We start from the raw sequence: 26,303 nt of genomic DNA on the forward strand, positions 1-26,303 counted from the left end.
CTATGATGAAGCCGGGTATCTTGTACTAATGAAAGAACCTAATTTAAACCCATTTTGCTATTATAACAAGCTATAAAAACTATCCTTCATGCCTGATAAAAGCAGAGCAGTAAAAATGATCACAGCAAAAAACAAGAATAAAATCGCTTTATACATACTGGCAGTTCACTCACTTTTCCAAGTTTACTCATTATACATATCATTTTACAGCCATTAAGATGTACAGACAACTAGGAAAATGTGGATAATAGAAGAAGTTTGTCATTTTTTGTCCATAGAAATCAAAATCAATTGCTCTTTCGATAATTTTGCTTCCAGCCGGTCTAGGCGCTTCTGGATATTTTCATTATTAGGAATAGGGAATTGCTGCTTTGCACTAAGGAGCCTATTGGCTTTATATGCATATTTGCTTGCTTCAGTATAGTCTTTCTCTTTATGTTCGTAGAACTTAGCGATTTCTATACAGGCTGCAAACATTTGCTTTGGCTCACCGTATTCAGCAACCTCTTTCCAAAGGGACAGAGCTTTGTTCACATTCCCATTCTTTTTATACTGCTTTGCTAATTCATATTTCGCTTTAAACTTTTCTGGCTCATTGCCCTTCAGCAGCTTTTTAAATGCTAATTCTGCGGCAGCTGTTTCCCCAAGTGCCGCATACCACCTTCCAGTCTCATATGCAGCCTTCGCTGTTTGCTCCCTTTCAAATTGAAGCAGCTGAAACGATATGTGGGTATACAAACTGATTAGAGATAAGATATCGATTTCATTATGGCGAATAATTCCCAGCATGCCTTCAGGATTTTTACTTTCCAGAAAATCATAATAAATCATTGGAGCCAAGTATCCAGGGATATCATCTTGCCGCTGTACTCCAAGTATTTCTTTTTCTACAATAGATAGCTTCATGCGTTCAAGCTGATGCTTCCATATTCTTCTTGCACCATGATACAAATCAAAATGACCAAAAGGAGGCAGCTTAGGCACCTGGTCACGAATTAAAGTGTGCCGTGTTTTCACTTGAGGCCAGTCAAATGCCTTTCCGTTATATGTCACCATGGTTGTATAATCAACACTTGTTAAAAAGCTTTGGTATAGAGCGACCTCTGCACCCGGATGCGGGAGAACATGCTGTTTTACGATTACTTCATCTCCAGCTATGCTTGCATGCCCCAGCAAAAAGATTGTGTTGCCCGCTCCCCCTCCTAATCCTGTTGTCTCTGTATCAAAGAAAAAAAGATCACTTGGTTTATGACCAGCTGAGGAAAGAGGATGGTTTATATCTGTTTGATTCCAAGCTTCCACAGCATCAATAAACTCATTTAAGGCATACGTGCCATGCTTAGCATGAAGAGGATAACGCTTCTCTCTTACCAAACAATACGTTTGATCAAAATAAAAAGGATAGAAACCTGCTTTTTCCCATTCCGATTGAAATGGAATCTCAGTTTCATTATGCAGACTTGACGACTTTATCGTTTCTTTTTTAGGCTGCTCTGTTCCAAGAAAAGGCTTAAGCCTATTAAGTTTATTTTTAAGACTCATATTTCTCACCGGTATGAATGGAATTGATCAAAGTAAACACATCTTTTTTAGCAGAGGAAGATGTAATATCCATCCCGATACAGGAAGGACACCCGCTTTCACACTGGCATCTTGTGATTAGCCCTTTTGTCTCGTTCATGATTTGTTCAATGTTATCAAAGATTTTTTCACTCAATCCGACACCTCCAGGATAACGATCATAAAAGAAGATGACAGGAAGCTGATTATGTGTTGCCTTTACCTGCGGCACTACATGAACATCCTGCGGGTCACACATCACAAATAGCGGAACAATATGCTTAATGGCATGTGAGAGTCCGATTAAGCTCTGTTCAAGGCGATTTTGATCACTTTGAAATAAGTTCTCCTGCAGTGAAATCCAAGTTGCATTTGTGTGAAGCTCTTCCTCTGGAAGCGTGATTGGACCTGAGCCTATGTTTTCATGTGTTTCGAACTTAATCTTTTTAAATATAGTAGCCATCGCTCTGACACTTACATCGCCATAACCGATTTCGCCATATCCTCCACTTCTGGATTTGTCCTGTTCTAGCACCTTTAGCTCTACCGCTAGATTGGCATCCGTAAAATAATCAGCGTTTACTTCTCTGACAAACGCCTTTTTTTCCTCCCAATCGAGAAGCTCTACTTGGAATTGTCTGCCTTGATGCAAGTATATGGCCTCATCATGAAGCAAGGTCATCGCTGAAAAACGGTCCATCTCACCAATAACCCTGACATTGGCAATATCGCTTTGATCAATAATCACGACATTTTCCTGTGATGCAGAACGGAGACTGACATTATGAGCAGGAAAAGCATCATTCATCCAATAATATTTGTCGCCATTTTGATGCAGCACTCGTTCTTCCGCTAAATAATCAAGCACTTCATCTGCTTCAAAGCTGCCAAAAGTATCTCCAAGCTTAAATGGAAGTTCAAATGCAGCACATTTCATGTGATCAATCAGAATCACGAGGTTGTTAGCATGAATACGAGCTGTTTCAGGACTTTTACTAAAAAAATAATCTGGATTACTGATTACAAACTGATCAAGCGGGCTAGAGCTTGCCACCATGATGACTAGCGACTCCTCATGTCTTCTGCCTGCTCGTCCAGCCTGCTGCCATGAGCTCGCAATCGATCCGGGATATCCTGTCATAATGCAAACCTGCAGCTGACCAATATCAACACCTAGTTCAAGGGCATTCGTACTGACAACACCGTAAATATCTCCAGAACGCAAACCTTTTTCTATTTCTCTTCTTTCAGTTGGCAAATAACCGCCGCGATATCCTCTAATCGCTTTAGGTCCAAGCTTATGCTTTACAAGTTCCTGCAGATACGTTAACAAAATTTCAACTCTTACCCTGCTTCTCGCAAAAACGATGGTTTGAATTTTATTTTTCAGCAGTGTCCCAGCCAGCTTCCGAACCTCCAGAGTTGCACTGCGTCTAATATTAAGCGGTATATTCACAACAGGCGGATTGTAAAAAACAAAGTGCTTCTTGCCGCTTGGCGCTCCATTATTATCTATAAGTTTTACTTTATTTTCAGTCAGCTCTTCGGCAAGCTCCTGCGGATTAGCAATAGTTGCAGATGTACATATAAAAATAGGGTCGCTTCCATAAAAACGGCAAATCCTTTTCAGCCGTCTAATCACATTAGCTACATGACTTCCAAAAACACCGCGATAAATATGCAGTTCGTCAATAACAACATATTTAAGGTTTTCAAATAGAGATACCCATTTTGTATGGTGAGGCAAAATGGCACTATGGAGCATATCGGGATTGGTAATAACCACATGACCTGCTTTTCGCACTTTTTGCCGTATCCCCGGAGACGTATCTCCGTCATATGTATAGCTGTTTATATTTAAGCCAGTTCCGGCAATCAATTCATTTATTTCTGTTTTCTGATCTTGTGCAAGTGCCTTCGTCGGAAACATATACAACGCTCTTGCATTTGTGTCATTTATAATGGTCTGAAGCACAGGCAGGTTATAGCATAGTGTTTTACCAGATGCTGTCGGGGTAACTTCAACAATGCTTCTTCCTTGCATCACTGCATCATATGCTGATTTTTGATGTGTATATAAATTAGAAATGCCTCTTTCCTGCAATGCCTTTTGAAGTGATGGATGCAAATCATCTGGAAGGTGGGTGGTCTTTGCTTCCTTCTCCTCAATTGTTTTCCAATGAACAATATTTTCATTGAATTGGCTCGAAGAATTTAAATCTTTTAGTATATCCTGCAAACTTTTTTTAAGTTTCATAGCACTCACCCCTCTCTCATCTATTTTAGCGAATAAACGTTCGTTGCAAAAGAGCTTAACCTAAAAAAATTATTTCCAGCAGGAAAAAAGGAAATTGCTTTCTTAAATAGTGAGACCATTAAGACGTATTGAAGAATTTGAAATGGTAATGGACGGGAAAGCGGCAGCTGGTTTTTTCCTTTTTGCTCACCATTTATTGATCATAAATTCTATTGAAAAGTTCATTTAATAGACAAAAGAGCTGTCTTCTCACCTCTGACATTTTTGTTATGCTAATTATAGGGAAAACCAACAAAATCAAAAAGGTTTCTCTATAAGGAAGTGAAAAGAGATGGGAGAGTTCCTTACTCAATTTTCGGTTTTTAAACAGCTTAACGCGACGGAATTGAAAAAAATTAAAGAGATTTCGATCATAAGGGAAATGAATAAAGGCAGCCATGTTTTTATGCAAGGCGAACAACTGGAGAATGTTTATTTTATAAAAAGAGGACGCATTAAAATATATAAATGTGATAGCAGCGGGAAGGAACAAATTGTTAATATGCTGAAAGCAGGAGATATGTTTCCGCATGTTGGCTTTTTTAGAGGGGGACAGTATCCAGCCTTTGCAGAAGTCATAGAACAAGCTCAGCTTGTTGTCGTACCCAATACAAAATTTGAAAAAATTCTCATGACAAACCCTGAGCTTGCGGTCAAAATGTTAAAAGTGCTGGGTGAAAAAATAGTTGATCTACAGGAGAGACTGGAAGCGCAAGTTTTGGACAATTCTAATATGCAGCTTGTAAAACTGCTGATTATGCTCGCTAAAAAAGAAGGAAAATTGATCGATAAAGAGACTTACCTGCTTAAATTAAAAATGACAAATAAGGAAATCGCCCAAATGATTGGCACATCAAGAGAAACCATCAGCAGGACGTTAACCAAAATGAAAAAAGAAAAGATCATCTTAGAGCATAGTACCGGAGGCATCATTATTGAACCAGATCGGCTCCTTGCAGCCATGGATAAATTTTAATGATTTGTGTAATGAGGGGAAGTTTTGTGGATAAAAGAGGGAGCTCTGCTGGATCGACCAATTTCGGCGGAGATAACCCTCTCTTTTTAACTACTCATCTCGGCTAGATTCTCTGACTTCGGTGTTTAACCCACGCCCCCTGCCCTTTTATGAAAACCTATCAAACTACCGTTTCCAATGCTCTGGCATTTCAAGTCTTTTCGGAAGCAGGGTTTGTTTATTTCCTATAGCAGCATTCACCTGAGCCTGTGTCAGAAAGAAGCTATCTGTAAGATTTGCTCCACTTAGATCTGCATCACGCAAATCAGCACCTATCATATCTGTCACACGGAGATCAGCATTTCTTAGGTCAGCAGCGATTAGCAGGGCTCCGCGGAAACTCTGGCCTCTAAATTTTTTGCCCGACAGCTTGGCTCCTATAAATTCCATCCCTCTGACCTTCTGCTCTTGTCCATCTTTCGGAAGAAATTTAGAGCGTACCATCTTGCTTGTTTTCAGCAGCAGTTCGTTTACTGCAGCACGATGTTCATCTATATTTATCTTCACCAATTCATCTGGACCTAAAAAAGTGATTCTTTCAGTTTCAGACTGGACTTCTTTCAATGAGGAATGCAATGAACGGTTTTCTACAAATGATAAGGCCTCTGTCACATACATTAGCATCTCATGCAGCTGCTGCATGATTGGAAACACATGAAACATTTCTTCTGCTAGGTCGCTATTTTCCCTCCAGTCTCTTCCTTTAAAGGTCACTTGTGAAACTTTTTGACCTGCTCCAAAACATTCGTATACAGCACAGCCCCGGAAATTGCTTCCCCGCAGATTTTCGTGAATGCTGCACAAAAAGTTACTCTGTAAATTGCGGCAGGGTGTGCCTGCATTTTTGTTGTATGCAAAGTCAGCAGATTTCGCGTAAGGCAATGCTACACAGCAAAGCCCAAAACAATTCAGACAATCTGCTTTAAAATTAATTTCAGCTGCATTATTTAATACTGCTCTATCAGTCAATCCTGCCACTTCCCTTTTATCATTCCAAACAGCTTTTCTATCATCATATTAACATATTTTCACAGCTGTTAAAGACTGAATCCCTTATCATACAAAATCTAAAATAAAAGAGGGTGAGACAAAACTAAAATAACCACCTTAAAACACGAACAATCAGATTTCCTTAAAAAAGTTAAAACAAGACCGTTCCATTGCGCTGCGGACCCTCGCTTTCCGCGGGAGCAAGCTGAGCCTCCTCGTCACTCCGTCCTGCGGGGTCTCACCCTTTGCTCTTCAGCCCGCAGGAGTCGAGGGTCCTCCGCTCCATTTCACTCAAGCAAATAAAATATATTTTATAATTATAAAAAAACCGAATGATTAGAAAGATCTCCTTCCTAACCATTCGGTTCAATAAGAGTGTTAAATACTTATTTCCCAGCCTTCTTTCTTTTTATGATAAATTCAGCATTTCTTCCATATCCTCTTGGGCGGTTCCAATTAACTTTAAGCCAAATGTTTCCTGTAGAACATTCATTACTCCGTCAGAGATAAATTCCGGCGGTTTAGGACCTATGCGGATATCTTGAATGCCTAAGCTGAAAAGTCCTAAAAGAATTGCAACTGCTTTTTGTTCAAACCAGGACAGCACAATGCTTACCGGCAGCTCATTCACTTCACATTCAAAAGCGTCTGCTAAAGCAAGGGCAATCTTCACTGTAGAACCAGAATTATTGCATTGCCCTAAATCAATGTATCTAGGAATATCTGTACCAGGCACAGTTCCATAATCGACATCATTAAATCGGAATTTCCCGCAGGAAGTTGTCAGAATAACTGTCTCAGGCGGAAGTGATGTTGCTAACTCACGATAATATTCTCCGCCCTTTCCTGGAGCATCACAGCCAGCTATGACAAAAAATCTTTTTATTTTGCCATCCTTCACTGCTGCAATGACTTCTGGTGCCAAACCTAAAACCGTTTCATGGTGGAAACCGGTTAAGAGTGTTTCATCAGAATCAATAGCCGCTTCTGGCAGCTCCAACGCTCTTTTGATCAGTGCGCTGAAGTCATCACCTTCTATTTTTTGAACATTTTCAAGACCCGTCACCTCATATGTGAACATCCGATCAGCATATGAGCCTTTAATCGGCATGACGCAGTTCGTAGTTGCTAATATAGCACCAGGGAATTTCTCAAATAGTCTTCGCTGATCATACCACGCCTTGCCAATATTCCCTTTAAGATGTGCAAACTTCTTTAAGGCAGGATAGCCATGAGCGGGAAGCATTTCAGAATGCGTATAAATATTAATGCCTAACCCTTCTGTTTGTTTAAGCAGTTCTTCTAATGCATACAAGTTATGCCCTGTGACTACGATGCATTTTCCTTCTATTTTATTTTGTGATACTCTAATAGGCTCTGGTATTCCCAGTTTTTTTGTATGTGCGACATCAAGCATTTCCATTACACGTACAGCTGATTGACCTACCTTCATCGCCATATCTATATGCTCTTGCACATTAAAATTTGAATTCGTTAAAGTCATATAGAGTGCCTCGTGTGTGACTGTGTCTACATAAGGATCTGTACAGCCAAGCTGATTTGCGTGTGTTCGGTAAGCTGCAATCCCTTTTAGAGCAAATATAATGGTATCCTGCAAACTTGCAATATTTTCATCTTTTCCGCAAACCCCAACAATTTTGCAGCCTCCTGCTGGTGTTTGTTCACATTGATGACAGAACATAATCCTTCATCCCCCTTTAATGTAAAAATACCTTTACCGCGTTCACACCTATTCTTTGAGAAAAATAGGCATTGACGCTTCTGTCTTATTACCTTAGCTTAACGGGAATTTCATCTGTATATAGTGACGTAAATCACTTGATAGGCAATTGTCAAAAACTATTCATTTTTAAACTAAGCTTACTGAACCATTCCCAAGCTTTAGGCATACGATACAATAAGCAGAATTAAGTGCAAGGGAGGATGTCCGACTATGAGCGATCACAAGAAGAAAGTTCGCAATGAGCCTTTTGGTGACATAATGAAATCTATGAATCAATTTTTTCATGAGAAGCCGGTTAGAGGATTTATGCAAACGATGGATGACTTCTTTAAAAATCCATTCCCAGCTGCCCATTTTCATGTTGAGGTATCAGAAACGGATGATGCCCATATTATTTCAGCAGAACTGCCAGGCATAAATAAAGAACAAATTCAGCTTGATGTTCTCGATAATTATATTACTATTACAATCAACCAATTAAAGAGCCTCACCGAAGAAGATGAAAACCGGCAAATCACTAGAAGACATCAATCTTTCCAGCGTTCCAGCAGAACGATTCCGCTGCCGCAGCCTATTAACGAGAAAAAAGTAAAAGCAAACTATAAAAATGGGCTGCTGCAAATCAAAGTTCCTAAGCAAAAAGGGAAAACCATATTTTTAGAGGATTAAATGTAAAAAAAGCAAACAGCGTTTTAGCTGCTTGCTTTCGTTGTCTCCGGGCAATGATTAAAGTATATGATGAAGTTTTGAAGGTGTTCATACCATTCTATAAATAAATTACTAGCTGACCCATTCATCCCCCACTAGATTTTTTTCACCAATATGCACAGTATATGATAGCTCTTCCTTTTCAAACCTTTCAGCCATTGCCTCGCCGTTTAATTGTTTTCCTTGTTCAACTCCAGAATCTGCATCCTTTTTCATATATACATACGCACCGGCAGCTGCAAACAGCAGGATTAATATGCCAAATACAATTTTATTTAACGTAACATTCTTCCAGCTCTGTGAACCATACCGCTTTCTTGTCGGCATAATCCGCGGGTCATGTCCAGTTTTTATCCAAGGTGTTCGCTGATAATCTGACTGAAATTTATTTTTCAAGCCGTTTGCTAGCAGACTAAAAGAAATGGTTGTCAAAAGCAGAACGGCGAGAGGGACATATAAAATATGTACATTGCCATAAATATTGCCTTGTGCCTGTCCTACAAGTCCCGCCAGTTCTTTTGTAACCGATAAATATATCGTAGGATCAAAACGCATAATGGTTCCTCCGACAAAAATATTCATCAATGCAAGCTGCCCCATAATCGTAATTACATAGACGACCTCTAAGATGAACATCACGAGCAAAGATTCCTTCAGCTGCGGAAAAATATGCTTCCAGATTAATCTGTTTCTCTTTGCACCAAGTGTTTTGGCGGCTTCAATATAGATCGATTTATTTACTTCTATTGTCTTCAATCTGACAGAAGAAGCAACACTCGGAATACTGATGATCGATGCAATGATTATAAAATATGCTACAAGTGTATCAGACCCTAACACGCTATTCACGCTGATAGGCATTAGAAAAAAATAAAGAATTAAGAATAATGGTATATAACTCCACGCTTTCTCGAAGGCAGTGATCATTGACGGCGTTTTTTTCATTGTTCCGGCATACAAGCCGATTAATGTGCCTCCCGCCATTTTAATTACAGTAACAGCCAGTGCAATAAAGACCGTGTAGCGAATTCCAAATAAGATCATAGAAAGAAGATCATATCCCCAGCGATCGGTTCCTAACAGGTAATCTTTATTCTCAAATGGTTCAAGCGGCGGTGCCAGAACCTTTCCATCCTGATACTGTGTTTCCAAGGTGACATATAAAGAATGCGGTGCCATTATTGGACCGAAAATACATAAAAACAGGATGAATGTTACCAAAAAGATCCCTAAATAATAAGAGTAATTGATGCTCTTTAACTTATTCATATATAAAACCTCTTTTAAACAAAAAGAATACGAGTTTTACAGACAAAAACACGAGTAAAGAAATAATCAGCATGCATATTAATCCAACGGCAATTGGCTGGATTTCTGCGCTTTGAAAAATAAACTTCGTGATGCCCGGTACATTTAATATGTATTCAATAATAAATAAATTGCCGATCCCGAGTGAAATCACTTTTATAAGCTCAGCAGCAATGAATGGTTCAATATTTTTAAACACATGCTGAAAATTGATGTAATTTAACTTCATCCCTTTCGCAACTGCTGTACGAATGTAATCTTCTCCGCCGGTCTGATAATATTTCACTGCTATTAATTTAAATAAATAAACGGTTGGAGCAAAGCCTGCCAATATGATTGGAAACCATAGATTAAGTGCCCCTGCTTCAGGTCTCATCGAAATAATCCGAATTCCTGTCATTTTATAAAAATTTACAGCCAAGATCATTGACAACAATATGATGATAAAGTCAGGTATGGTCGCTAATATATTTAAAATGACACCAAAAACTCTAGTAATTTTAAACCTGCTGATAAAAATACCAAACACAATACTAGTGACAATGGCAGCATTGATTCCTATCAGCATTATGGAAAGGCTGGTAAAAAAATTATCACTGATATCCTGAGCTATTGATCTTTCCTGATAACCTAGCTGGTATGTACCTAAGCTGCCTTCCATTAAATTCGTAAAAAACTGCCCATAAACCTCTGGCAGCTGCTGAACATCCAGCTTGATCGATTGACTGTCTGGATCTACCATGATCATCATTGGCAAAGAAGCCAAAAAGATAATGAGCAGCAGGATGATGATGATCTGCTGGACAACTCGCCACATACGATTTCCTCCCTATCACTTCCTTTATGTATTTTTTCACTATTCTAAAATAATTGTCAATAAAAATTTTTCCATATCCTTTTTCCTGATGAGGAAAATTACAATTAACAGGCTCTGTTAATTGTAATTTTAGCTAAGCTGAAATCATCTTTAGTATGGTTGGGGGTCTAATTAGGCAAACTCCCTTTGGAACTTTCTCGTTCAGTAAATCTTTTCACGATATACTAATTTAACAACAAAAAAGTCCCAAAACGGGACTTTTTTCTTCATTATTTACACTTTAAACATTCCGCCCACACCTTTAACCATAGTGGATACCTGGTTTACAGCATTCATCATTTGCCCTGCTGTATCCATCATTTTATTAAAATCAAGCGAACCGTCTTGTCCTTTAAAGGAATTCATAATCGATTGAACACCCGAAGGTTTCTTTTGAATAAAAGACTGTTTTGGATAAGGATTTTGATAGGGATTTTGCTGCATATTGTAATTCTGGTTCTGATAGCTGTTTTCTTGCGGGAGATCGAGCGGATTTTGAAACACATTTGCATTTTGATTCATAAACCCTTGATGATTTTGATAATACCCTTGCCCACCTGGCGGAAAGCCCATCCCGCCATTCGATTGCATGTCATATCCATTATATTGAAATGAAGGCGGCGGCTGAAATGACGTTAAGTATGGATTCATTCCTCCATAGTATGCTTGCTGAGGATAGGACTGATGATTTGATTGTCTGCTTTGAGACATATCAAAAGCTGATGATGCATAAGGATTAACATAATTCAATCTTGTACGATTATGGGGGTATTGGACTATTTGCCTTTTTCGTCCAAACATAAGCAGACTTCCTCCTTTTTTAGATCTATACTACAAAATATGATGAACCCGCCTAGCTGGTGATAAACTGTTGAAAATCTTTGCTAATGAAAGGGACAGCACATGTCAAAAGATGAAGGTTTTTGTCGGAAGTTTAAATTTTGGAAAAACGAAGATATTTTTTATTCCGTGTTACCATATAGAAAACCTGCACCGTTATAAAACGGACAGATGCAGGAGTGTATCATATGCATGTAGACTTTTGAGGAGGGCACCAAATGATGATGAATATTCACGAGCTAAAACAGAAATTTCAGCAGCTTCGCGATTGTGATCCAGAGCATGTCAATGAATTATTAGATTTCTCAAAAAGAGCGTATATTCAAAATGAAATTTCCATTGAGGTGTATCGTGACCTCGTGCGAGAGCTAGAAGCCCTAGGAGCACAACTTCCTGATCATTTAGAGGACAACTCCCTCATTGGTTCTAATTAAATGACACTCATAAAGCTTACGTATTGTTTTTACAAAGCAAAGAGAGATCCATTTTGCCTGGATCTCTCTTTGCTTTTGCTGAATACTCTTCATCCAAGCTTGTCATTGTCTATTGCAAGAACAATCGTTTGAAGAACATATATTGATGAGCTGACTAAATTTTTGAATCTTGTTCTGCTTGTCTCAGGGAAAAAAGATTGAATGGATATTATTTCAATATGTTCATGGCATGAGTCAATTTGCTGTTCATGGATGTTTTTAGGTCTTTCTGTATGAATCCATTGAATGGCTGCATTTTTCCATTGATCATTTATTTCTTTGACTTCATCTGCGAAGGGTTTCACTTCATTATAAAAGTCGCCTTTTTCTCCACTGATTTTAATTTCTTTGTATTTTTCATCTGCTCTTTTGACATACTCAATCAGTTTTTCTGTTTGCTGCAAAAGATTTTGTTTTTCCACTATATATCACTCCACAAGAACGTGGCTTTTTCACAAACATTGTGGGTTTTAAAAAAGGGATAGCGTCATTTTCACTGCATGGTACTCGCTTTCCGCGGGGCGGGTGCTAAGCCTCCTCGTCGCATACGCTCCTGCGGGGTCTCAGCTCCCCACTCCTCCCGCAGGAGTCTCGCACCATTCCGTTCCAATAACTAAATTATTTCATTAATAACCTCTATTAAAATAGTTCATAACAACAATCTTTTAAAAAAAAGCCACTTACAGTATATGCCTTATTCTATGCAAATCAGTAGCCAAGTTCAAGTTTGAGGCTGCGGGTGTTAGTATAAGTTCCTTGGGCAGATGTATCTTTTATTAGCTTTTCTTCTAAATCATTCATTTTTCCGTAACATGAGATCATTTTCTCAGCCTGTTTGTTCATTAATTTTTTACGTGTACGAGCTGCATTTTTTTCCAGAAGTCCTTCCAGTTCATCCAGCTGTCCACAAATCTCAGAAAGCATTGTGAGGAGCTCTTCTTTTACCTTATCATTACTGTTCATTGTTTACCCTCCAATAACTTTAGCCTTTGACTATTACTTTTCGCTGATCTTCTTTTAAATCCTTGTACCATGACAAAACTAGAACTGATTCGGCAAAGAAAGAACTATTCCACCAAGATTAGCCTTTCATTTTCGACACATATTCTGTGTATGAAAGTAAGGGACTTGCACAAAATAATAGCGATGACAATTGTAAAAGCATAATAATGCTTCAGCAAAGCAGTTTGTCATAGCAATGTAATTAACGATAAAGCGAATAAACGGAGGTGTCAGGCATGGCAAAGCAGGAAAAGAAAAACAATATACAGCCCAAAAAACAAAATGAACAAAAAGCAGGATATGGCGACAAAAAACTAGAAGGTCCAGACCGTCCCTCTACATAATCGCCCTAACACTTGTAAGCAAGGAGATAAGACTCCTTGCTTATTTTTAATTACAAAAAATAAATCAGCGATTTTTATTCGTACTAAAAAAGCGAAGAAATACATTCTTACATGCGTGTGCTAATTGGAGCTGCTCTTGTTTAGAAAAATACCATTCTGTTAGAGAATGTTGCATTGTAATTCCTTTATCTCGTTTGTACCATTGTGATTTTATTGCTGTGCTATTGCTCCAATCCTCAAATTGATGCCGATGATGCCTCACCAAAGGAAAAGTAAGCCGCAGCATTGGTGTTTTCCGATTATGTTTAAAGGGAATATATCTTTCGTAATCATGCCGGGAACCTGTATGTTCTGTTTTCAGGGCAAATTCAAGAAAATCAGCATAGTGTTCATTGCTGAACAAGACAGTGGCTAATGCTTTTCCCAATTCAATACGGTTACTGATATTTTTAAATCCATGCACACTTGCACCATAAAGTTCTCCGTAGATTGTAGGAAATAAGACAACACTGAAATGAAACCAATCCTGCAAGGAAAAGAGTAAGGATCCAAAAACTTTTTCCCGGTATACACCATATTCAATAACAGGTCTTTGAATGACATTTTGTTCATTAATAATTAATGAAGTCATTAACCTCTGCAGATCTTGATGATGCCAATACAGCATCCATTCTTTTTCCATAAAGGAGGAAACATGAAAATTTCTCAATAAATGAAACAAAGGCTCCCCTATTTTCGTCGAATAATGATAGAGGAGAAGTTGCGGGTAGGCATCTTGAAATATTAGCCAATTTGCTCTTTCATACGTTAAAAACAATCTGCTCCGAAAATTTGCACTGAGGAGATCAGCAAAAAGGGCACCTTCTAAATCGCACATGTTCCAGCCGGCATTGCGAGAAACCATGCTTGCTAAAAACGCCCATTGAATGTCCTGGTGCTGCAAATAATAGTTCAAATAAGCATTTGTACGTGAAAGATTGTCTCTATTGTAAAAAGCAGTTTGATTGTTAATGGCTAAAATTATTTCTTGATGCTCTTTTCCGGAAGCTGGTCTTCTTTTTATCAGCATTACTTTTCCCCCAGCATAATGATTTATGAGGTTAGCGTTTGCTTAATAGGGCTATTTATTCACCAAAACCTTAAGTACATTTGGTATGATAGGTAGTAGTTTGTGAGGTGAATTACAATGAACTTCCATTATCCAAATGGAAAACGTTATGTGCCTGCTGTGAAAAAAACGGCAAGCCAGCCAGCTCAGAAAGAAAAAAAATGGTCTTACAGCAATAGAGGAATGACATTGGAGGAAGATATCAATCAATCAAATGAATACTATTTAACACATGGTATAGCCTGCATTCATAAAAAACCAACACCGCTGCAAATTGTACAGGTCGATTATCCAAGCAGAAGTGCAGCCGTTATTAAAGAAGCCTATTTCAAACAGGCATCAACTACTGATTATAATGGCGTATATAAGGGAAAATATATTGATTTTGAAGCAAAGGAAACGCAAAATACAACTTCGTTTCCGCTTAAAAACTTTCACGAGCACCAAATTAACCATATGAAAAAGGTGTTAAATCAAAGGGGCATCTGCTTTGTTTTGCTTCGCTTCTCTCAAACCAACGAAGTATTCCTGCTGGATGCACTCTATTTGCTTGAATTTTGGGACAGAATGGTAAATGGTGGGAGAAAATCCATAAGAAAAGATGAGATTGCAGAAAAAGGCCATTCCATTCCGCTTGGCTTTCAACCAACAATTGACTATATTAAAATAATAGATTATATTTATAACCTTTAATAGGAAGAAAAGCTGAGACGTATCGTTTTGCTCTGACATCCATATGACTTGAGCAGGACCATAATAAGACGAATACATGAATGTTCTTATAAAGTACATTTGGCTTTTGTAAGAAAGGATGAACATATATGGCAGAGAAATTCCAATCAAGGGAGGAGCGCCGAAAAGAGCTTGCCTCCAAGCCAAAAAACAATGGCAAAAAGAAATCCAAAAACATCTTTAAAAGGATTTTTCTTACTTTAATTGTTCTTGGCATTGTCGGCATGATTGCTGGTGCTGCTACTTTTGCATTTATGGTAAAGGATACACCGCCACTTGATGAATCCGCCTTAAAGGATCCAATTCCTTCTGAAATCTTTGATAGTGAAGGAAATACAATCGCTAAAGTTGGTTCAGGAAAATTGGATTATGTGAATTACGAGGATATTCCTGATTTAGTAGAAAACGCATTTCTTGCGACTGAAGATGTCCGATTTTATAAACACAATGGTATGGACTTAATCCGCTTAGGCGGAGCTGTGATTGCCAACGTTACTGATGGCTTTGGATCAGAAGGTGCAAGTACCATTACACAGCAGGTTGTTAAAAATTCATTCTTAAATAATGAAAAGACAATCAGCAGGAAAGCACAGGAAGCATGGCTTGCCTTCCAGCTGGAGCGTAAATATACAAAACAGGAAATTTTTGAAATGTATGTGAATAAAATTTGGATGTCACAAGGAAGCCATGGTGTTTTGACTGCATCCAAGATTTATTTTGGAAAAGAATTAAATGAACTTGAACTCCATGAAGCGGCAATGCTGGCCGGAATGCCGCAGAGTCCTGAGAATTACAATCCTTTTAAACATCCAGACAGAGCTGAACAGCGCCGCAATATCGTTCTATCGCTGATGAATCAGCATGGATTTATAACGGAAGAAGAAATGAAAGCGGCACAGGAGATTCCGGTAGAAAGCTCCCTTGTACCGGAGGACCAAAGAGAAACAGATGACATGCCTTACGATTCATTTGTTGATGTTGTGATTGATGAAGTGGAAGACAAATATCCTGATTTAGATATTTTCTCTGACGGCTTAAAAATTTACACGACACTGGATGTAAATGCACAGAAGCATGTTGAAGGATTGCTGAATGGAAATGATGTTATTCAATATCCAGATGACGAATTTCAGGCAGGAATTACCTTGCTTGATACGAAAACTGGGCAAATTAAAGCGATTGGCGGAGGAAGAAATCTGGAAGTCAAACGCGGATTTAACTATGCTGTCGATTTAAGAAGGCATGCAGGTTCTACTTTTAAACCAATCGTTGACTATGGCCCTGTCATTGAAAACGAACAATGGGGCACATATCAAACGATTGTGGATGAACCATACACATATTCAGGCGGCACAGCTATAAATAACTGGGATAATCGCCATATGGGACCAATGTCCATGCGTGAAGCTCTCGCCCGCTCCCGTAATATCCCTGCTTTAAAGGCATTACAGGGAGTAGGACTTGATCAATCGAAGGAATTTGCAAATAAGCTGGGCATTCCTATTGAAACGATGCTTGAATCGTATTCGATTGGTGCTTTTGAAGTTTCACCGCTGCAGATGGCAGGAGCTTATAGTGCTTTTGGCAACAATGGATTCTATACAGAACCATATTCTGTTAAGGAAATTGAAATGCGTGATGGAACAAAGATTGACGCAAAACCTGAAGCTGAAGTCGTTATGAAAGACTATACGGCATTCATGATCAGCGATATGCTGAAAAGTGTTGTCAATTCTTCTTACGGCACAGGCCGTGAAGCAAACGTTCCCGGATTGCCTGTCGCAGGTAAAACTGGGACAACAAACTATACTGCTGAAGAAATTCGTGAGTATGGAGTAACCAATGGCGGTGTACCTGATGCCTGGTTCGCGGGCTACACAACCAATTACACAGCAGCTATTTGGACAGGATATACTGAAAGAAAGAACTTTATTAAAGCTGGCAATGACCAAAGAATTGCGCAGCAGCTGTTCCGCAATGTAATGAGTTATGTCTCTGAAGGCATAGAAACACCTGATTTTGAACAGCCAAGCAGCGTTGAACAAGTACAAATTGAAAAAGGAAGTAATCCTGCGAAGCTTGCGAGTGACTATACACCGGAAAGTCAAATCATAAATGAATATGCAGTCAAAGGTTTTGCTCCAGATGCTGTATCTGATCGATTTGAAAAGCTAAACGCACCAAGTGAACTACAGGCGCAGTATGATCCTGAAACCAATCAAGTTAATGTTGCATGGTCATATCCTGATGATCTTGACGGAGTACAGTTCGATATATCAGTCTCTTTAAATGAAGGAGCTGAGCAGCAGCTCGGGACGATGAGTGACACGTCGTTAACCCTTCAAGACATTGAACCAGGCTCCATTTATCGCTTTACCGTAAGAGCTATACGAGGTTCCCTGCAAAGTGATCCTGCCACAGCCAGCGTTGAAATTCCACAGGCCGATGATAATGAAGAAGATCAGGGATCAGAGAATGATGGTGAAAACCCTGGAAACGGTAATGGCAATGGGAATGGAAATGGTAACGGGAATGGCAATAACAATGGAAACGGGAACGGCAACGGGAATGGAAATGGTAACGGGAATGATTCTGGCAATGAAGATGGCAGTGATGAAGGATCCGGAAACGGTGAAGACGAAGATCAAAACGGATCTGATAATGAAGATGGAGACGGAGAAAATTCTGGCGACTCTGATGGCGGCGGAGATGAAGGCTCCAATAATCAGCAAGGAAGCAATAGCGGCGGTGGACAATAACTCTCCTCTATTCAAAAAGAAAAGCGCTCAATTTGAGCGCTTTTTCTTTTTATATTTCGGCTAACACGGTTATGAAGATGCTATTTGCTCTTCCCTTTTACTGCCAGCATTTTAAAGTATTGTTTCTCCAATTCTCCTATTAACTCACAAAGCTGAACAAATGAATGATAGAGCACTGGCCTTATGAGGATAAATTGAATTCTTTCTGTACTGTTAACCGGATGTATTTTCCATTCATCAAAATGACCTATATTACCTAAATCCACTGTCTTTCCATTCATCCAGTGTATCCATTGGATCGCAAATGCTATTCCGTATTTCATTTGCTCCTCTGCTCCCTCAAACTGGCGCTTTTCAAACTTAACAGCCAATAATTCTTTGATGGATCTCCATTGCTTTAGCATCATTGGAATATAGATGTCCACTTGCTCTGGCGGATAAAGTTTAGAGTAGTTTTTTAAGTACAGAATGTCCGCCAAAAAAGGCACCGTGAGATCTGCAGGTGAAGTGTCTTGTCTAATTGCAATCATTGTGCCTTTTTTATAAAAAGAACCGTGGCAAAAATGCTGAGGAACCTCAATCATGAGATCAGCCACTTGCTTGAGCTGCTTTCATTCTTTTTTTGCCTTCACGGCACATCTCTAATAATGGGCATTCTGGACATTGGGGGTTTTGTGCCTTGCAATGATAGCGCCCAAAGAAAATGAGCCGGTGATGTGTAACAGACCATTCTTCTTCAGGAACTTTCCTCATTAATGTTTTTTCAACCTCAAGTACAGAGTCTTTCCATCTGCAAAAAGCTAATCTTTTGCTGACTCTTTCAACATGTGTATCCACAGCAATCGCTGGAACTCCGAAAGCAACAGACATAACTACATTTGCTGTTTTTCTGCCGACACCAGGAAGCTCAACAAGCTCATCTCTTGTCTTTGGCACAGTTCCATTATATTCATCAATTAACATTCGGCATAGCTTCTGAATATTTTTCGCCTTATTGCGGTACAAACCAATGGAACGAATATCCTGCTGCAACTCTTCCAAAGATACCTGCAGATAATCCTCAGGAGTTTTGTATTTTTTAAATAAGTTTTTCGTTACTTTATTTACAAGCACATCCGTACATTGTGCAGAAAGAGCCACGGCTATGACAAGTTCAAATGGGTTTTCATGAACAAGTTCACAATGTGCTTCTGGAAACATTTCACCTATTGTGTCTAAACAGTATCTAATATCTGTTTTATTTAACATAAACCTCACCACTTAGTTTCTTTGTACGTTATTGCTCAAGCCAGTTATAAAAAGGCACTGACTTTGCCTGTGAAGATGAATCTTTGTCAGGGCGGCTTGCCTGCTGCTGGTTTTGCCTGAATTTTTTCCCATAGCTTTTCGCCTGCTCGATGGTTTTAATGCCATTGCGCTTCCATTCAAACAATATGCGATCAATATATCTAAAATTAAGCTTTCCAGACATCACCGCTTCTCTTAAAGCCGCTTTAATAATATGGGGATCATGATGATCATCGTCCAGCCATAATGTTAAAGACTCAATTTCAAATGGAGACAAAGGACGGCCAAATTCTCTTTCAAAACATGTATATAAGTCTGTTTCATCCTGCTGATGTTTTAACTGACTCTCTCTTTTTTCCTTATGCAGAAAGAGATCAATCAGTTTGCCCCAAAGCGGTTCAATATCATATTTTTCAAAGCGGATTCCATCTCTTGTTATTTCCTCTTTTATTTCAATACAGCCCTTTTGAATGAGTCTTCTCAATTGATCTGTACATTCTGAAACGGAAATTGTCATTCTTGAAGATAACTCAACAGGGGTAGGAAAATCATTGCCTTTTTCAATAAATGAAATGACTTGGAGAATTAACACTAATTCACATTCGTTTAAGTTTAAGTCTTTATAATTGGAAAGCAGGACACCAGGAACACTTATGTTACCTTCCTGAAGCCATTTTAATAAATGTTCTTTCGCCATGAATTGGACACCTCCCTTTTAGTATATCATGAAGAATTACATACTGGGTGTTAGAAATAAAGGTAAGTTTTTTCAGCAAGGTCTGTAAAAAATGAAAAATCCGCATTGGCGGATTTTCATTTTTACTATTTGTATTATGGATATAGACGGTTCAGCAAACGCGGGAATGGGATAGATTCACGAACATGCTCCACGCCGCTGATCCAAGCTACTGTACGCTCTAAACCAAGACCAAAGCCGGAATGAGGAACTGAGCCATATTGACGCAGCTCTAAGTACCACTTATATGCATCCATTTCAAGGTTATGCTCTTCTAAACGCTGTTTCAGCAGTTCAAAGTCATGAATTCTTTCAGATCCGCCGATAATCTCTCCATATCCTTCTGGAGCAATTAAATCTGCACATAATACAACATCATCTCTGTTTGGATCTGGCTGCATGTAAAAAGGTTTTAACGAAGTCGGGTAATGTGTGATAAAAACAGGTTTATCATAGCTTTCAGCGATAGCTGTTTCATGTGGTGCGCCGAAATCATCTCCCCACTTAATGTCATCAAAGCCTTTTTCGTGCAAGAATACAATGGCATCATCATATGTTATACGCGGGAATGGTGCTGTAATCTTTTCAAGCTTTTCTGTGTCGCGTCCTAATGTTTTTAACTCAAGCTTACAGTTCTTCAGAACAGCTTGTACAATGTATGCTACATATTGTTCTTGAACCTCAAGGTTTTCGTCAAATTCAGTGAATGCCATCTCTGGCTCAATCATCCAGAACTCAATTAAATGACGGCGCGTTTTTGATTTTTCCGCACGGAAGGTTGGTCCAAAAGAAAAAACCTTTCCTAATGCCATTGCTGCAGCTTCCATATATAACTGGCCGCTTTGAGACAGATAAGCATCTTCATCGAAATATTTTGTTGCGAATAATTCAGATGTTCCTTCCGGAGCACTGCCTGTTAGAATTGGCGGATCAACTTTCGAAAAGCCATTTTCATTGAAAAATTCGTACGTTGCACGAATAATTTCATTACGTATCTTCATCACAGCGTGCTGTCTGCGTGAACGCAGCCATAAGTGACGGTTATCCATTAAGAATTCTGTTCCGTGCTCTTTAGGTGTAATTGGGTAATCAACTGCATGATGAAGCACCTCAACACCTGTTACAAGCAATTCATATCCTAATGGAGATCGCTCATCCTTTTGAACAACTCCTGTTACATACACAGATGATTCTTGTGTAACAGTTTTCGCTGTTTGGAATACATCCTCAGATACATCAGCTTTTACGACAACTCCTTGAATAAATCCGGATCCATCGCGAAGCTGAAGAAATGCTATTTTACCGCTGGATCGTTTGTTTGCGATCCACGCGCCAATTTTAACCTCTTTTTCTGCGTGCTTGTACACTTCTGAAATTGTTGTTTTTATCACTAATGTTCCCTCCAAAACGAAACGCTCTTATGTATCGTAATATATTATACCTTTCACATTGCACTCAAGCAATGCTTTGCTGAGATCAGCCTGTGATTACCTGTCTTTAGCCTTGCTATTTAAATAAAAGATACCCGCCAAAAACCATTCGTAGCTTATGGCGGGGTTCATAAGTGTTAGTTTTCCATTAAATTTTTCCGCCTGACAAGAAAGCAGGTTTCAGTTAGTTTGTTCTATTTTGCTAAGAACAAAGTTTTTTATTCTTGATACTGCCTGCTCAAGGGAGTCTAATGAGGTTGCATAAGAAATCCGGATATTATTTGGCGATCCAAAACCTGAACCTGGAATAACCGCAACCATCGCTTCCTCCAGCAGTGCTGCTACAAATTCATCAACATTCTGATAGCCTGCTGATGCTGCTGCCTCAGCAACATTTGGGAAGAGGTAAAAGGCTCCTTGCGGCTTAATGCATGTAAACCCCGGTATGGATACAAGCTGCTCATAGATAATATTTAAACGCTGTTCAAAAGCGGCATTCATTTCTGCAAGCTGATCCTGCGGACCTGCATATGCTGCAATGGTTCCATATTGAGCTGGTGTTGTTGGATTGGATGTGCTGTGGCTTGCCAGGTTTGTCATTGCTTTAATGACCGATTGATTGCCGGCTGCATATCCAATTCTCCAGCCTGTCATAGAATGGGATTTTGAAACACCATTAATGATGATTGTCTGCTCTTTAAGCTCAGATGAAATCTGTGCAATGGAAATATGCTTATGGTCTCCATATACAAGCTTTTCGTAAATTTCATCTGAAACAATTAGAACTTTATGTTTTATACAGACTTCACCAAGCTTTTTCAATTCTTCTTCCGAATATAAAACCCCAGTTGGGTTGGATGGTGAATTAATAATAACTGCTTTTGTTTTTTCTGTGATGGAAGCTTCCAGCTGTTCTGGTGTTATTTTGAATTCATTCTCCTCTAATCCTTCTGTGTAAACAGGAACACCGCCGGCAAGCTTAACCTGCTCAGGATAGCTTACCCAATATGGAATAGGAATGATGACCTCGTCACCTTCATTTAACAAAACCTGAAACAATGTATATAAAGCATGCTTTGCTCCATTCGTCACAATAATTTCAGATGGGTCAAAATGCAGTCCTTGATCATTGTGCAATTTCTTAGCGATTTCCTTTTTTAATAAAGGAAGCCCAGCTGCAGGCGTATACTTTGTATGACCTTCATTCATTGAAGCAGCTGCCGCATCAATGATATGCTGCGGAGTATTAAAGTCAGGCTCTCCTGCCCCAAGGCCAATAACGTCGAATCCCTGTGCTTTTAGTTCCTTTGCTTTTGCTGTAATCGCTAAAGTGGTTGATGGTGTTAGTGCTTTCACTCTGTTTGCCAATTCAAAATCCATTAAACGCGCCCCCTAAAAAATTACAAGTTTTCAATAACTTTTAACTTTTTATTGCCTGTTTCAAAATCAATTAGAAAGTAATTCAGCAAATCTCCCTCAGTTTTATAAGCTATTTCCCATAGTGGGATATTCTTTTCCATCCCAAGCTTTCTAGAAATAATGTCCACTTGCCCTTTTTCTGATAGAAGAATATTCTGAGCCTCTTGTTCAGTAATTCCCTCAGACTGCTTTAACAGCTGGATTTCTCCATCATTCTCCGGAACCCAGACAAAAACATTGTCTCCATTTTCATCCTTGCCTTCAATAACAAAGATTGTTTCATTTCCATGATATATTTCAAAGTCTGATACTGACACAAGATTTGTGTCTTCTTTAGCCCTTTTAACAGCTTCATCTTCTGCTGCCTTTACTGGCTCAATTGAATTTAAGTAAATATTAATACCCAATGCGAGTAAAATGACTAAAATGACCGAACATATTAAGATAACCTTTTTCATTATGTACGATAGATCGTGAAAACAGCTTTTTTGTCATCTTGCTTATCTAAAGCTAACCCAAACATTAGGTTTTCACGTTTTAAGGTTCTGTTCAATGCGTCAACAATTTTATACAAATCTGGACTTTGCTGGATTTTAACTGTTGACAGCACTTCAATTTTACTTTCCATACTGGAATTCCTCCCTAGTGACTACAATATTTGTAACTTATATCAGCGTTCATTTCGGATAAAATAGTATTACAATCAGTTGTAAAACTTCTTATATCAGTATAACAGCTATACTTCAACACTGGAATAACCTAAACCAAAATATTTCTTCTAGTCCAAACACGAAATGGCAAGCTGCGCCTCTATGGCGCAGTGTTTTTTCTTTGTATAGCAGACACATGCAATCCGTTGCTTTAGGATCGTTATTTCAGTCGAAAATCCCTCATAGCCATTTTTCAATCAATTGGACAGTTTCATTAATATTTTTTTCTTGAACGTCTATTGCAGGGACAGACTCGAGAAACGCTCTTCCATATTTTGTGGTTACGATTCTCCGATCAAACACTAGTATGAATCCCCGATCCTGTTCTGTTCGGATTAATCTGCCAAAGCCTTGTTTAAAGCGCAGAACGGCCTCCGGAAGGGAATATTCATAAAAAGAATTTCCGCCTTGCTTGCGAATATGTTCTGACTTCGCAGCGTGAATCGGCTCATCAGGCGGCGTAAAAGGCAGGCGCACGATAATTAAGCAGGATAGGTCATCTCCTGGAATGTCGACACCTTCCCAAAAACTGCTTGTGCCAAAAAGAATTGATTTCTCAAAGCGCTGAAAATTTCTCGTTAACCGTGTTCTGCTTCCTCCAGAAATACCTTGTGCAAATAAGGCATATCCTTCAAGCAGCCCGGATTCTTTAATCAGTTCATATGTTTTTCTAAGCATTTCATATGAGGTAAACAGGATCAGCATTCTGCCTTTTGTTGCTTCGGAAATCGTGATTATATGTTCCGTTATTGAAGCGACATAATCTTCTAAAGGCACTGCATTTATTTCCGGTAAATCGGTCGGTACAACAAGCTTCATTTGCTTTTTATATTGGAATGGAGAGGGAATCTGGTTTAATAAACATGCTTCCTTAGTCAGCCCAATTTGATTAAGAATATATTGAAAAGAATGGTTCACCACTAAAGTTGCTGAGGTTAAAACAACACTTTCCTTTACAGCAAAGAACCTTTCTTTTAGATGTGCTGAAGTCTCAATTGGCTCTGCCAATACAGAAGTCGCATTTTGTGCTGCTCTTTGATCCATTTCAATCCAAATAACAGAATCCTCTTCGTCCCGCAAAAATAAGGAGCGTGTCATTGAAGCGATTTCTTCCAGTTTTAGGACAGACATAGCAGTTTCCTCAAGCAGAATTTTTTCTTCCGGTGCTAATAGCTCCTTTAAAAGAGCTGCTTTTTCTAAGGTCCCGTTTACTGCATGCAGAACATCTTTTAATGAAAATAAGAACCTTTCTGCATTGGCTTTTACGTATTGACTTTCTTTGTTATGGCCAGCATCTTCAAATAGTACCTTTATTCTGTTTTGATGACTTTTAACACTACTGTGTCTTTTCGCATAGATTCCAATCATCTTAAACAATTCATCCATACTTTCAGTCAGAGCAGTCATTAGACGGCTGAATTCAAAAGCAGGAATGGTCTTAACGGTATGATTGGACTGTTTAGATAATAGCTTTTCCAGTTTATTTAAAAGCTGATTCTGTTCCAGCAAGCCAATCTGGCTGAGCAGGATGCGAATCGTCAGATAATCAAACCGTTTTCCAAGGTGCTTTCCTGCAGCCTTAACAAAATGATGTGCTTCATCTACCACGACATGCTGATATTTAGGGAGCAATGCTTTTTCTGCTGTTAGATCCGACAGCAATAAGGAATGGTTGGTGATAATGACACTGGCACCATTTGCCCTTTTTTTCGCACTGCTGTAAAAGTCCCGTGATTTCCACTCTTTCGTTTCAATAAAAACATTAAGATCGTTTTTAATTCGATTCCAGAAAAGTGAACCGCCGCTCGATAAATTTAATTCATCGACATCTCCCGTTTTCGTTTCCGTCAGCCACACTAAGATTTGCATTTTTGTTAATGCTGTATCGTAATTATCTTCTCTTTCTTTAAGTGTGTGCTCAAATTTTTCCATTGAAATATAATGCCCCCGACCTTTTATTAAGGCTGCATTCACCTGAAAAGGAAGCATTTTATTCAATTTTGGAATATCATTTGTAAGCAGCTGATCTTGAAGCTGTGTTGTATATGTACTGATAATAATTGGATTTTTTGTTTCTCTCCCATAATAAACGGCTGGCAGCAGATAAGCGATTGATTTGCCGACACCTGTACCGGCTTCAATAAGGGCATGCTTTGATGAACGCAATGCATGATTAACACTGTTCATCATGGTTAATTGTCCTTCTCTTTTCTCGTATCTTTCAAACCCTTTATTTAACACAAACTCTTTATTCAATTGCTCAAAAGTTTCATCTAGTTCGCTCACATTATTACTAGTTACTTCACTATCTTCTTGCTTGCAAATCGCAATTCCCCTAAATATCTCAAGCATAGGAGGAGTTTCTTCAAGCTTTGTTTCTTTTTCCTGAAGAAGCTCTTCAAGTAAAGTATATAGGTCACTTTTCAAGCCGCCAGAAAGCCTAAATAGCTGCTTTACCGTTTCTTTTGGCAGCTTTTCCAGTTTATTTAATAACAGTAATAAAAGCTCTGCTGTAGCGTATGAATCACTATCCGCCTGATGCGGCCGGTCGTGAATAATTCCGTTGCTTTGTGATAGTTCGGAAAGCTTATAGCTGTCTGCTGAAGGAAGCAGAATTCTAGCCAGTTCTACGGTATCTAAGACCGGACCATAAAAGCCGATATAACCAGCATTGATCAGTTCTTCCTGTAAAAAAGATAAATCAAAGAGCACATTATGAGCGACGAAATAGGCATCTTCTAATAAATCATTTATCTCTTCGGCGATTTCCGAGAAAAATGGAGCTGTTTTCACCATTTGATCTGTTAAGCCAGTCAGCTCCTCAATAAACGGAGGAATAGGCTGATCTGGATTTACAAGTGAGGAATACTCTTTGGTTATTTTCCCGTCTTCTATGACAACTGCTGCAAATTGTATTATTTTATCCCCTTTTTTGGGGGCATTTCCTGTCGTTTCTAAATCAACGACAACATATTTATTACTCATC

23 protein-coding genes are annotated in these 26,303 nt (G+C 38.9%); 5 read left to right on the plus strand and 18 right to left on the minus strand.

The genetic code is table 11. The annotated features are described in order from the left end of the window. Positions 1-261: 261 nt before the first annotated feature. Both J1899_RS13905 and J1899_RS13910 read right to left on the minus strand, forming a co-directional pair. Complete coding sequence (locus J1899_RS13905) at positions 262-1,542, minus strand: ribonuclease H-like domain-containing protein (protein WP_214474612.1); 1,281 nt, start codon at positions 1,540-1,542, stop codon at positions 262-264. Further along, positions 1,532-3,817 carry a DEAD/DEAH box helicase gene (locus J1899_RS13910; RefSeq protein ID WP_214474614.1) on the minus strand — a complete coding sequence of 762 codons (2,286 nt, stop codon included), beginning with the start codon at positions 3,815-3,817 and terminating at the stop codon, positions 1,532-1,534. Before J1899_RS13910 ends, J1899_RS13905 begins: the two co-directional genes overlap by 11 nt. Positions 3,818-4,148: 331 nt before the next feature. Here J1899_RS13910 and J1899_RS13915 point away from each other — a divergent pair, with 331 nt between their 5' ends. Beyond that, positions 4,149-4,832, plus strand: a complete 684-nt coding sequence (locus J1899_RS13915; protein WP_214474616.1) for a Crp/Fnr family transcriptional regulator — start codon at positions 4,149-4,151, stop codon at positions 4,830-4,832. Positions 4,833-4,997: 165 nt separating this feature from the next. Here J1899_RS13915 and J1899_RS13920 read toward each other — a convergent pair whose 3' ends face one another. Both J1899_RS13920 and hcp read right to left on the minus strand, forming a co-directional pair. Continuing rightward, on the minus strand, positions 4,998-5,840 hold the full coding sequence (locus tag J1899_RS13920) for a pentapeptide repeat-containing protein (protein ID WP_246586489.1): 843 nt from the start codon (positions 5,838-5,840) through the stop codon (positions 4,998-5,000). Between the two features lie 430 nt (positions 5,841-6,270). Further along, complete coding sequence (hcp, locus tag J1899_RS13925) at positions 6,271-7,563, minus strand: hydroxylamine reductase (RefSeq protein WP_214474620.1); 1,293 nt, start codon at positions 7,561-7,563, stop codon at positions 6,271-6,273. Between the two features lie 252 nt (positions 7,564-7,815). Here hcp and J1899_RS13930 point away from each other — a divergent pair, with 252 nt between their 5' ends. Further along, on the plus strand, positions 7,816-8,274 hold the full coding sequence (locus tag J1899_RS13930) for an Hsp20/alpha crystallin family protein (RefSeq protein WP_214474622.1): 459 nt from the start codon (positions 7,816-7,818) through the stop codon (positions 8,272-8,274). Positions 8,275-8,385: 111 nt separating this feature from the next. Here the strand turns inward: J1899_RS13930 and J1899_RS13935 are convergent, their stop codons facing one another. From J1899_RS13935 to J1899_RS13945, 3 genes are all read right to left on the minus strand, one after another. Continuing rightward, positions 8,386-9,582: an ABC transporter permease gene (locus J1899_RS13935; protein WP_214474623.1), complete on the minus strand. Its 1,197-nt coding sequence runs from the start codon at positions 9,580-9,582 to the stop codon at positions 8,386-8,388. Beyond that, on the minus strand, positions 9,575-10,438 hold the full coding sequence (locus tag J1899_RS13940; protein ID WP_214474625.1) for an ABC transporter permease subunit: 864 nt from the start codon (positions 10,436-10,438) through the stop codon (positions 9,575-9,577). The genes J1899_RS13935 and J1899_RS13940 overlap by 8 nt, the downstream gene beginning before the upstream one ends. 273 nt (positions 10,439-10,711) lie before the next feature. Continuing rightward, positions 10,712-11,278 (minus strand): YppG family protein, encoded by a 567-nt coding sequence (locus J1899_RS13945; RefSeq protein WP_066444302.1) that lies wholly within the window; start codon positions 11,276-11,278, stop codon positions 10,712-10,714. Between the two features lie 263 nt (positions 11,279-11,541). Here J1899_RS13945 and J1899_RS13950 point away from each other — a divergent pair, with 263 nt between their 5' ends. Further along, complete coding sequence (locus J1899_RS13950) at positions 11,542-11,751, plus strand: YppF family protein (protein ID WP_066451534.1); 210 nt, start codon at positions 11,542-11,544, stop codon at positions 11,749-11,751. Between the two features lie 89 nt (positions 11,752-11,840). On the opposite strand, the gene J1899_RS13955 is transcribed toward J1899_RS13950, so the two are convergent. From J1899_RS13955 to J1899_RS13965, 3 genes are all read right to left on the minus strand, one after another. Next, the gene (locus J1899_RS13955; protein WP_246586490.1) at positions 11,841-12,212 is read right to left on the minus strand and encodes a YppE family protein; all 372 of its coding nucleotides are present in this window, start codon (positions 12,210-12,212) and stop codon (positions 11,841-11,843) included. A gap of 286 nt (positions 12,213-12,498) precedes the next feature. Continuing rightward, a complete protein-coding gene (locus J1899_RS13960) occupies positions 12,499-12,753 on the minus strand; it encodes a hypothetical protein (protein ID WP_066444290.1) in 255 nt (84 codons plus the stop codon). Positions 12,754-13,200: 447 nt separating this feature from the next. After that, positions 13,201-14,205: a DUF2515 family protein gene (locus tag J1899_RS13965; protein ID WP_214474627.1), complete on the minus strand. Its 1,005-nt coding sequence runs from the start codon at positions 14,203-14,205 to the stop codon at positions 13,201-13,203. Between the two features lie 117 nt (positions 14,206-14,322). Between J1899_RS13965 and recU the strand changes: the two genes are divergently transcribed. Next, positions 14,323-14,937, plus strand: coding sequence for a Holliday junction resolvase RecU (gene recU / locus J1899_RS13970; RefSeq protein ID WP_066444284.1), 615 nt, complete (start codon positions 14,323-14,325; stop codon positions 14,935-14,937). A 128-nt stretch (positions 14,938-15,065) separates the two neighbouring features. Continuing rightward, positions 15,066-17,735 carry a penicillin-binding protein 1A gene (locus J1899_RS13975; protein WP_214474629.1) on the plus strand — a complete coding sequence of 890 codons (2,670 nt, stop codon included), beginning with the start codon at positions 15,066-15,068 and terminating at the stop codon, positions 17,733-17,735. Positions 17,736-17,815: 80 nt separating this feature from the next. On the opposite strand, the gene J1899_RS13980 is transcribed toward J1899_RS13975, so the two are convergent. From J1899_RS13980 to dinG, 8 genes are all read right to left on the minus strand, one after another. Further along, positions 17,816-18,331, minus strand: coding sequence for a YpoC family protein (locus tag J1899_RS13980; RefSeq protein ID WP_214474633.1), 516 nt, complete (start codon positions 18,329-18,331; stop codon positions 17,816-17,818). Further along, positions 18,324-18,983 (minus strand): endonuclease III, encoded by a 660-nt coding sequence (gene nth / locus J1899_RS13985; RefSeq protein ID WP_066444271.1) that lies wholly within the window; start codon positions 18,981-18,983, stop codon positions 18,324-18,326. Before nth ends, J1899_RS13980 begins: the two co-directional genes overlap by 8 nt. 28 nt (positions 18,984-19,011) lie before the next feature. Further along, a complete protein-coding gene (locus J1899_RS13990) occupies positions 19,012-19,719 on the minus strand; it encodes a DnaD domain-containing protein (protein WP_214474635.1) in 708 nt (235 codons plus the stop codon). Between the two features lie 134 nt (positions 19,720-19,853). Further along, complete coding sequence (asnS, locus tag J1899_RS13995; protein WP_156495855.1) at positions 19,854-21,146, minus strand: asparagine--tRNA ligase; 1,293 nt, start codon at positions 21,144-21,146, stop codon at positions 19,854-19,856. Between the two features lie 222 nt (positions 21,147-21,368). Continuing rightward, positions 21,369-22,568, minus strand: coding sequence for a pyridoxal phosphate-dependent aminotransferase (locus J1899_RS14000; protein ID WP_214474637.1), 1,200 nt, complete (start codon positions 22,566-22,568; stop codon positions 21,369-21,371). Positions 22,569-22,588: 20 nt separating this feature from the next. Then, on the minus strand, positions 22,589-23,065 hold the full coding sequence (locus J1899_RS14005; protein ID WP_214474640.1) for a cell wall elongation regulator TseB-like domain-containing protein: 477 nt from the start codon (positions 23,063-23,065) through the stop codon (positions 22,589-22,591). Continuing rightward, complete coding sequence (locus J1899_RS14010) at positions 23,065-23,235, minus strand: YpmA family protein (protein WP_066444257.1); 171 nt, start codon at positions 23,233-23,235, stop codon at positions 23,065-23,067. The genes J1899_RS14005 and J1899_RS14010 overlap by 1 nt, the downstream gene beginning before the upstream one ends. A 262-nt stretch (positions 23,236-23,497) precedes the next feature. Further along, complete coding sequence (gene dinG / locus J1899_RS14015; protein ID WP_214474642.1) at positions 23,498-26,302, minus strand: ATP-dependent DNA helicase DinG; 2,805 nt, start codon at positions 26,300-26,302, stop codon at positions 23,498-23,500. Between the last annotated feature and the right edge of the window lies 1 nt (position 26,303).

The organism is Cytobacillus gottheilii (assembly GCF_018582665.1).
In the GTDB taxonomy this organism is placed as follows: Bacteria; Bacillota; Bacilli; order Bacillales; family Cytobacillaceae; genus Cytobacillus; species Cytobacillus gottheilii.

Excerpts from the sequence above, each read along its gene's own strand:
- J1899_RS13975 (WP_214474629.1), top strand. The coding sequence starts at position 15,066 with ATGGCAGAGAAATTCCAATCAAGGGAGGAGCGCCGAAAAGAGCTTGCC.
- J1899_RS13915 (WP_214474616.1), top strand. The coding sequence starts at position 4,149 with ATGGGAGAGTTCCTTACTCAATTTTCGGTTTTTAAACAGCTTAACGCG.
- recU (WP_066444284.1), top strand. The coding sequence starts at position 14,323 with ATGAACTTCCATTATCCAAATGGAAAACGTTATGTGCCTGCTGTGAAA.
- J1899_RS13960 (WP_066444290.1), bottom strand. The coding sequence starts at position 12,753 with ATGAACAGTAATGATAAGGTAAAAGAAGAGCTCCTCACAATGCTTTCT.
- J1899_RS13965 (WP_214474627.1), bottom strand. The coding sequence starts at position 14,205 with ATGCTGATAAAAAGAAGACCAGCTTCCGGAAAAGAGCATCAAGAAATA.
- J1899_RS13910 (WP_214474614.1), bottom strand. The coding sequence starts at position 3,817 with ATGAAACTTAAAAAAAGTTTGCAGGATATACTAAAAGATTTAAATTCT.
- J1899_RS13945 (WP_066444302.1), bottom strand. The coding sequence starts at position 11,278 with ATGTTTGGACGAAAAAGGCAAATAGTCCAATACCCCCATAATCGTACA.
- J1899_RS13950 (WP_066451534.1), top strand. The coding sequence starts at position 11,542 with ATGAATATTCACGAGCTAAAACAGAAATTTCAGCAGCTTCGCGATTGT.
- J1899_RS14000 (WP_214474637.1), bottom strand. The coding sequence starts at position 22,568 with ATGGATTTTGAATTGGCAAACAGAGTGAAAGCACTAACACCATCAACC.
- J1899_RS14010 (WP_066444257.1), bottom strand. The coding sequence starts at position 23,235 with ATGGAAAGTAAAATTGAAGTGCTGTCAACAGTTAAAATCCAGCAAAGT.
- dinG (WP_214474642.1), bottom strand. The coding sequence starts at position 26,302 with ATGAGTAATAAATATGTTGTCGTTGATTTAGAAACGACAGGAAATGCC.
- J1899_RS13940 (WP_214474625.1), bottom strand. The coding sequence starts at position 10,438 with ATGTGGCGAGTTGTCCAGCAGATCATCATCATCCTGCTGCTCATTATC.
- hcp (WP_214474620.1), bottom strand. The coding sequence starts at position 7,563 with ATGTTCTGTCATCAATGTGAACAAACACCAGCAGGAGGCTGCAAAATT.
- J1899_RS14005 (WP_214474640.1), bottom strand. The coding sequence starts at position 23,065 with ATGAAAAAGGTTATCTTAATATGTTCGGTCATTTTAGTCATTTTACTC.
- J1899_RS13905 (WP_214474612.1), bottom strand. The coding sequence starts at position 1,542 with ATGAGTCTTAAAAATAAACTTAATAGGCTTAAGCCTTTTCTTGGAACA.
- J1899_RS13930 (WP_214474622.1), top strand. The coding sequence starts at position 7,816 with ATGAGCGATCACAAGAAGAAAGTTCGCAATGAGCCTTTTGGTGACATA.
- nth (WP_066444271.1), bottom strand. The coding sequence starts at position 18,983 with ATGTTAAATAAAACAGATATTAGATACTGTTTAGACACAATAGGTGAA.
- J1899_RS13990 (WP_214474635.1), bottom strand. The coding sequence starts at position 19,719 with ATGGCGAAAGAACATTTATTAAAATGGCTTCAGGAAGGTAACATAAGT.
- J1899_RS13935 (WP_214474623.1), bottom strand. The coding sequence starts at position 9,582 with ATGAATAAGTTAAAGAGCATCAATTACTCTTATTATTTAGGGATCTTT.